7 protein-coding genes are annotated in these 6,651 nt (G+C 73.9%); 3 read left to right on the forward strand and 4 right to left on the reverse strand.

The annotated features are described in order from the left end of the window. Positions 1–647: DUF4865 family protein (locus tag IH44_RS0139030; RefSeq protein WP_035957844.1), on the forward strand; the 647-nt coding region annotated here is incomplete at its 5' end. Positions 648–665: 18 nt separating this feature from the next. On the opposite strand, the gene IH44_RS0139035 is transcribed toward IH44_RS0139030, so the two are convergent. Together IH44_RS0139035 and IH44_RS0139040 are read right to left on the reverse strand one after the other, a co-directional pair. Continuing rightward, positions 666–1,025, reverse strand: a complete 360-nt coding sequence (locus IH44_RS0139035) for a transglycosylase family protein (RefSeq protein ID WP_037877503.1) — start codon at positions 1,023–1,025, stop codon at positions 666–668. A gap of 217 nt (positions 1,026–1,242) precedes the next feature. Continuing rightward, positions 1,243–1,938 (reverse strand): LysM peptidoglycan-binding domain-containing protein, encoded by a 696-nt coding sequence (locus tag IH44_RS0139040; protein ID WP_051818273.1) that lies wholly within the window; start codon positions 1,936–1,938, stop codon positions 1,243–1,245. 663 nt (positions 1,939–2,601) lie between these two features. Between IH44_RS0139040 and IH44_RS0139045 the strand changes: the two genes are divergently transcribed. Together IH44_RS0139045 and IH44_RS42070 are read left to right on the forward strand one after the other, a co-directional pair. Further along, the gene (locus tag IH44_RS0139045; protein WP_030464612.1) at positions 2,602–3,453 is read left to right on the forward strand and encodes a hypothetical protein; all 852 of its coding nucleotides are present in this window, start codon (positions 2,602–2,604) and stop codon (positions 3,451–3,453) included. A 16-nt stretch (positions 3,454–3,469) separates the two neighbouring features. Continuing rightward, a complete protein-coding gene (locus IH44_RS42070; RefSeq protein ID WP_035957847.1) occupies positions 3,470–4,165 on the forward strand; it encodes a hypothetical protein in 696 nt (231 codons plus the stop codon). Positions 4,166–4,252: 87 nt separating this feature from the next. On the opposite strand, the gene der is transcribed toward IH44_RS42070, so the two are convergent. Continuing rightward, positions 4,253–5,707 carry a ribosome biogenesis GTPase Der gene (gene der / locus IH44_RS0139055; protein ID WP_030464613.1) on the reverse strand — a complete coding sequence of 485 codons (1,455 nt, stop codon included), beginning with the start codon at positions 5,705–5,707 and terminating at the stop codon, positions 4,253–4,255. 118 nt (positions 5,708–5,825) lie between these two features. Then, on the reverse strand, positions 5,826–6,545 hold the full coding sequence (gene cmk / locus IH44_RS0139060) for a (d)CMP kinase (protein ID WP_030464614.1): 720 nt from the start codon (positions 6,543–6,545) through the stop codon (positions 5,826–5,828). Between the last annotated feature and the right edge of the window lie 106 nt (positions 6,546–6,651).

The raw sequence follows: 6,651 nt of genomic DNA on the forward strand, positions 1-6,651 counted from the left end.
AGCAGTACGAGATCACCCTGCCCGCCGACTACGACCTCGACGTCATCCGCCGCCGGATCAAGGCCGGCGCCCCGATCCTGGACAACCGCCCGGGCCTCGGCTTCAAGGCGTGGCTGCTGCGCGAGCGCGGGACGGACGGCTCGCCGGTCAACCAGTACGCGCCGTTCTACGTGTGGCGCTCGGACGGGGCCGCGGCCGAGTTCCTGGTCGGCGGCGGCGGTTTCGCCAACATCGTCCGGGACTTCGGACGCCCGGCCGTCCACCACTGGACCGTCCTCGCGCACTTCTCCGGCCCGGCCCGCCGCACCGACCCCGTCCCGGGGACCGCCGTCCGCCGGCTGACCGCCGTCCCGACCGACCCGGACCCGCTGGCCCTCGCCGCCCACGTCGACCGCGAGGTGGAGCAGCTCCGCGAACTGGCCCGCCGCCCCGGCGTGCACACCGCCGTGCTGGCCCTCGAACCGACCCGCTGGGAACTGCTCCGCCTCACCCTCTGGAGCGCCGCCCCGGAACAGCCGCAGCAACCTCAGCAACAGCAGCAGCCTCAGCAACCGCAACAGGCGACGGACGGCTCGACGGCGGTCTTCCGCGTCCCGCACCTCTCCGCCCCGGAGCTGTCCGCCCTCCCCGAGGGCCGCGCCTGGTAGCCGCCCGCCGGGGCCCGCTCACTCCAGCATCCCGATCTGCCGCGCGCACCAGCCCCAGGCGTTCCAGCCCTGGCGGCGCAGGATCTCCTCCCCGACCGCGATCTGCTGCGCCCGGCTCGCCCGGTCGGGGCGGTCGGCGTAGCGCAGGCCGCCGGCCTCGCGCCAGGTGGGCGGCCAGATCTGGAGGCCGCCGTAGTAGCCGTTACCGGTGTCGGCCTGCCAGTCGCCGCTGCTCTCGCAGTCGGCGAGCCGGTCCCAGACCAGGTCGGAGACGCTCTGCCGGGCGGCGGCGGGCGGGCCGGCCGCGCCGGCGACGACGGTGGGGAGCAGCAGGCCGAGCACGATCAGCGCCCGCCGGTACGACCGAGGTATCCGCATCCCCCGACGCTACGCACCGCGCCCGCCGCACCACCCTCCGGACACCGCCGAGCGGGTACCGCCCACGACCCGCGGCCCACAACCCGCAGCACCGCGGAACCCGCAGCACCGCGGAAACGGCGGAAGCCGCCGCCCCGCACGCGGGGTGGCGGCTTCACGCCGACAGGGTGGGGCCGACGGGCGGCCCCGGGGGAAGCGGTGCTTCCGAGGGGGTGGGTCAGACCGACAGGACCTGGCCCGGGTAGATCAGGTCCGGGTTGCCGCCGACGACACCGGAGTTGTTGTTGTACAGGGCGTGCCAGTCGACGCCCAGGCTGTCCGCGATCTTGGACAGGGTGTCGCCGGACTTCACGGTGTAGCTGTTGCCGGAGGCGGCGGTGTTGGTGCCGGTGGTGGCCGCGGCGGACTTGTTCTTCCAGGTCTGCTTCGGGGTCTCCTGCGCGGCGGCCTTGGGGGCCTGGGCGCGGGACTCGGAGCGGGAGGCCTTGGCGGAGTTGTCCGAGGCGGTGCTGTCCGACTTCGACGAGGTCGAGTTCGAGGCCGAGTTCGAAGACGACTTCGAGGTCGAGGTCGAGGAGGAGGTCGACTTCGAGGAGCTGCTGGAGGAGGACGAGCTGCTGGACGAAGAAGAGGTGTCGACCTGGGCCGGCGCGCCGCCCTTGGTCAGACCGGCCTGCACGGAGCAGACGGGCCAGGCGCCCGGGCCCTGCGAGGCCAGCACCTTCTCGGCGACGGCGATCTGCTGCGCCTTGGTGGCCTGGTCCCAGGTGGAGACGTCCGCGGCGGAGGCCGTGTTGGCCGTGACGAGGCCGGCCACCGGGGCGGCGAGCAGGGCGCCGCCGACGACGGCCGCGCGGACGCGGTTGCGCTTGGGGGCGGTGGTGGCAGCGGCGGTCTCGTTACGGAAGGTCATGAGATTCCTCTCAACATTCCCGGGAGGGGCAGGCGGAACCAGGCCCCAGCCGGGCCGTGTTCGCTCGCCAAGTCCGGTGGGCGGGCCGTGCACGTGTCGGACGTGCCGCTTGCCGCCCCGGCCACCTGTCCGCATCCCCGGCGGCGGCTGGCTGCCGTCGCGCCGGTGGGCGCAGGGTCCGCGTTCCGGGGTGAGCCGGTCCGGGGTGAGCCGGAGGGCGGGCCGTGCGTCGGGGGTGAACCCGGGAGGTGCTCGTTGCACCGGGCAAAAACCTACGATTCGGGCTGCCGGGCTCCAAACACTTTCGGGTCGTCCCAGGTCAAAGCATCGTTACCGGCGGTATCGATCAAGCCGATCGAAGCCAAATGTCCATTTCATCCGCTTTTTCGAAGATCAAACCATATGCGAATATGGCCCCGGTCACAGTTTGTCCGGTGTGAGGTCGGGCACAGCGTCGACAGAATGCGACATTCCGCACACCCGGAGTGATCAGAAGCCGGGCAAATCCCGTCACCCGGCCGCGCACCCGTGACCCCAGCCACAACCTCCCGTTGGTAATGGCGGTCGGCGCTCCCCGCGCCGCGCGCCCGGGACGTCCCGCCCGGGGGTACCCGAACGAGCACCCGGAACGTCAGGGCGAACGAGGAGTCTTCAGTGCCGCGCATGCTTGAGGTGAGCGAGGACGTACGCGCCGAGATCGGCGACGACGAGGCCGAGAGCCTGCTCGCGGGCGTCCACGCCCCCGACGCCTACGACTGCACCTCCTGCCGACAACCGGGCGACTCGCTGCGCGAGCCCACCAGCACCGTGCTGTTCGTCGGCGAGGAGACCGCGGTGCTGGCCTTCGCGCACGCCCGCTGCGTGCCGTCCCAGGTGGTGCCGGTGGACGAGCAGCAGCTGCGCGGCGCCGTCGAGTCGATCGGCCAGGGCACGGACGCCACCGTGCAGCCCGCGGCCGCGCCCCCCGAGCCGGAGCCGGCCGTCCGGGTGAGCATCCCGGAGCCGATCACCGCCCCGCCGACCGCGCCGCCCGGCCGGCCGCAGCCCGCGGTGCTCGGCGTGACCTGCGGCATCGTGCTGTGCGGCGACACCCAGCACGCCGCGCTGGTGGTCGAGCCGACCGGCCCGATCGGGCGCCCGGGCAGCGCGCAGGGCGAGGACGAGTTCCTCTCGCTGCTGACCGAGCACGGCTTCCAGATCGTCCAGGACGTCAACCAGGCGCCGGTGCGGCCGCGGGCCGGCTGGTCGGTGCTGATGGCGATGGGGCAGCTGCACGCGATCCTGCAGCCCTCGGCGACCGGCGGCTCGGCCGCCTGGTGGCAGGCGCACCAGCCGCTCCAGGTCACCCCGGGGTGGCGGGCCGCGGCGGCCCGCAAGTCCGAGGTGATCATGTACGCGGTGCCGGCCGGCACCATCGGCCGCCAGCCCCGCGAGGACCTGCTGCGGATCGCCATGGACCGGGCCGCCGCCCGCGGCCTGCTCGCCGCCGGCATGCTCCCGCTGGCCGGCACCTGAGAGCGGGGGCGCGCCGATGACCGACCCCGTGAACGACCCGGCCGCCACCGGGGGCGGCCCCGACGACCCGTCAACCCCGGCCGCCCGGACCGCCGTTGACCAGGACACGAGCGCCCCGGCCGGGATAGCACCGGGGGCGGCGCCCCCGCATCCCAAGCCGGTCTCGCTCGTTGGCTCCTACGTGTACAGCTACGACCTCGCGTCCCCCGGCCGTCCCCCCGCCCAGTCCGGCCCCGGCGGCGCCGGCCGGTCGATCCCGAACATGCGCCCGTCGTACGACGCCGAGCACCCGGTGTCGGCCACCCCGATCTACGACACGCTGTACTCCGAGTACCGGCGGATGTTCCGGGCGCTGCCCGGCGACCGCTCCGGCGAGGAGGGGATGAAGTTCACCGGTTTCGCGGTCCGCGAAGCGCAGCCGGCCGCCCCGGCGGCGACGCACGCCCGGGAGGCCGCCGACCGCCCGGGCGGGTCGGCCCACCCGCAGCAGCACCAGTCGTTCGAGACGTACGCCGGGCAGGTCGCGGGCGCCCCGCAGTTCATGCCCGCGCAGGGCTCCGCCGCCCACGCCAACGGCCAGGGCTGGGTGGCCACCGGCTACCTCGGCACCCCGGGCGGCGGGAGCACCCCGAGCAGCGGCACCCCGGCCGGCAGCACCTCGGGCGGACGGCACCGCTCGGTGCTCTCCCTGCCCCCGGGCCGGGACGCCTGAACGGCCGGCCGCCGCCGCACACACGGCGCACACACGGGGAGAGGGCCCGCGGACGAGTCGTCCGCGGGCCCTCTCGCCCGTTCCCGCCTACTTCTTCCGGTTGCGCTTCTCGCGGACCCGGACCGAGATCGAGATCGGGGTGCCCTCGAAGCCGAACTCCTCGCGCAGCCGGCGCTCGACGAACCGGCGGTAGCCCGCCTCCAGGAAGCCGGACGCGAACAGCACGAACCGCGGCGGGCGGGTGCCCGCCTGGGTGCCGAACAGGATGCGCGGCTGCTTGCCGCCGCGGATCGGGTGCGGGTGCGCGGCGACCAGCTCGCCGAGGAAGGCGTTCAGCCGGGCGGTCGGGATGCGGGTCTCCCAGCCGGCCAGCGCGGTCTCGATCGCCGGGACGAGCTTCTCCATGTGGCGGCCGGTCTTCGCCGAGACGTTCACCCGGGGCGCCCACTGCACCTGCACCAGGTCGCGCTCGATCTCGCGCTCCAGGTAGAAGCGGCGCTCCTCGTCCAGCTGGTCCCACTTGTTGTAGGCGATGACCACGGCGCGCCCGGCCTCGACGGCCATCGAGATGATCCGGGTGTCCTGCTCGGCGAGGGTCTCGCTGGCGTCGACCAGGACGACCGCGACCTCGGCCTTGTCCAGCGCGGCGGAGGTGCGCAGCGAGGCGTAGAAGTCGGCGCCGGAGGTCAGGTGGACCCGGCGGCGGATGCCCGCGGTGTCGATGAACTTCCAGGTCTTGCCGCCGAGTTCGATCAGCTCGTCGACCGGGTCGCGGGTGGTGCCGGCCAGCTCGTTGACCACCACCCGGTCCTCGCCCGCGACCTTGTTCAGCAGGCTGGACTTGCCGACGTTGGGCCGGCCGATCAGCGCGACCCGGCGCGGGCCGCCGGGGGCCAGGCCGTCGCCGAACAGCTGCGGCGGGGCCTCGGGCAGCACCTTCAGCACGGCGTCCAGCAGGTCGCCGGAGCCGCGGCCGTGCAGCGCGGAGACGGGGTACGGCTCGCCCAGGCCGAGCGACCACAGGTAGGCGGCCTCGGCCTCGGCGGACGGGCCGTCCACCTTGTTGGCGCACAGCACCACGGGCTTGCCGGCCCGGCGGATCAGCTTGACCAGGGCGTCGTCGGTGTCGGTGGCGCCGACGGTGGCGTCCACCACGAACAGCACCGCGTCGGCCTGCTCGATGCCCAGCTCGGCCTGCGCGGCGACCATCGCGTCGATGCCGAGGACGTCGATCTCCCAGCCGCCGGTGTCCAGCACCTTGAACCGGCGCCCGGCCCACATCGCCTCGTAGCTGACCCGGTCGCGGGTCACGCCGGGGCGGTCCTCGACGACCGCCTCGCGGCGGCCGATGATGCGGTTGACCAGGGTCGACTTGCCGACGTTCGGGCGGCCGACGATCGCCAGCACCGGCAGCGGGCCGTGGCCGTCCAGGTCGGCGTCGACCTCGTCGGCATCGAAGCCCTCCTCGGCGGCGAGCGCCATGAACTCGGCGTACTCGGCGTCGCCCAGCTCGCCGTGGTGGGCGGTGGTGTCGTTGCTCATGTTCCGTTTTCCGTTTCCCGGCCCGGCCCTTCCCAGGGGCGTGCCGTGCGTACCTGCCAGGCGGCAGCGCGAACCGCGCGGATCTCGCGCGGTCGGATGATCGTTGCTGTCTTCGGTCCTACTGGGCGGCGGTCAGGCCGGCCTTCCGCTCGACCAGCGCGGTGATCGTGTCGATCACCTGGTCGAGGGTGAGTTCGCTGGTGTCCACCAGGACCGCGTCGGCGGCCTGGGTCAGCGGGGCGGTCTCCCGCGAGGAGTCCGCGGCGTCCCGGCGGGCCAGGTCGGCGGCCATCGCGGTGATGGTCGCCTCGTCCACGCCCTTCGCCCGCAGCTCCGCGGCCCGGCGTTCGGACCGGGCCCGCTCGGACGCGGTCAGGAACACCTTCACGGTGGCGTCCGGGAACACCACGGAGCCCATGTCGCGGCCCTCGGCGACGATCCCGCGCTCGGCGTGCGCGGCGCAGCCGCGCTGCAGCTCCACCAGCCGGGCCCGCACCGCCGGAACGGCCGACACGGCACTCACCTTGGCGGTCACCTCGGGCCCGCGGATCGGCCCGGACACGTCCTGCCCGTCCACCGTTATGGTCGGCCCCGCGGCGTCCGTCCCGGACACGATCACCGGCTTGCCGCAGGCGATCGCCACCGCCTCCGCGTCCTCGACGTCCACCTCGTTGGCGAGCATCCACCAGGTCATCGCCCGGTACATCGCACCGGTGTCCAGGAAGCTCAACCCCAGCCGCGCGGCCACCGCCCGCGACACGGTCGACTTCCCCGACCCCGAGGGCCCGTCAATGGCGACGACGACCGGGCCGCTCGACGCTCGGTCGACACTGTCCACGGGGCGAACCTCTCTCTCACGACACCAGCACTCACCCCCAAGGTTAATGGACACCCACCCCCCCCCCCGCCCCGCCCTCCCTCCGCCACCACCCCCACACCGACAG

The organism is Kitasatospora sp. NRRL B-11411, from assembly GCF_000721345.1.
Taxonomy (GTDB): Bacteria; Actinomycetota; Actinomycetes; order Streptomycetales; family Streptomycetaceae; genus Kitasatospora; species Kitasatospora cineracea.